This window comes from Pollutimonas rozaliensis (assembly GCF_048751585.1).
GTDB lineage: Bacteria > Pseudomonadota > Gammaproteobacteria > Burkholderiales > Burkholderiaceae_B.
The window spans coordinates 1-263 of the sequence record NZ_JAZHOB010000178.1; the positions used below are offsets into that span (position 1 = coordinate 1).

1 protein-coding gene is annotated in these 263 nt (G+C 63.5%); it reads right to left on the reverse strand.

What is annotated here, in order from left to right; genetic code table 11:
* Positions 1-263 (reverse strand): DNA-primase RepB domain-containing protein (locus tag V0R37_RS22470; protein WP_420376606.1); only part of this gene is annotated, 263 nt, incomplete at both ends.

Genomic DNA, 263 nt, shown 5'->3' on the forward strand with positions numbered 1-263 from the left:
TCCTGCTTCATGGCGTCCAGATCGTCGCTGCTGAGGTCGTCCACCAGCACCAGACCATGCCGGGCCTGCTCGGCGGGGCGAATGTAAATATCATTGCCCTGGGCATTCATGCGCTTGAGCCAGGCGGCGTTCTGCTGCACTTCCTGCGGTGTCCATTCCCGGTTCATCATCTTGCCGCTGGAGGCGTCCCGTATGCCGATGTCGTACCGATCGCAGCCCATGGCCTTGAGCTGCCGGGCGATGGCTTGCGCGGTGCGGTCACC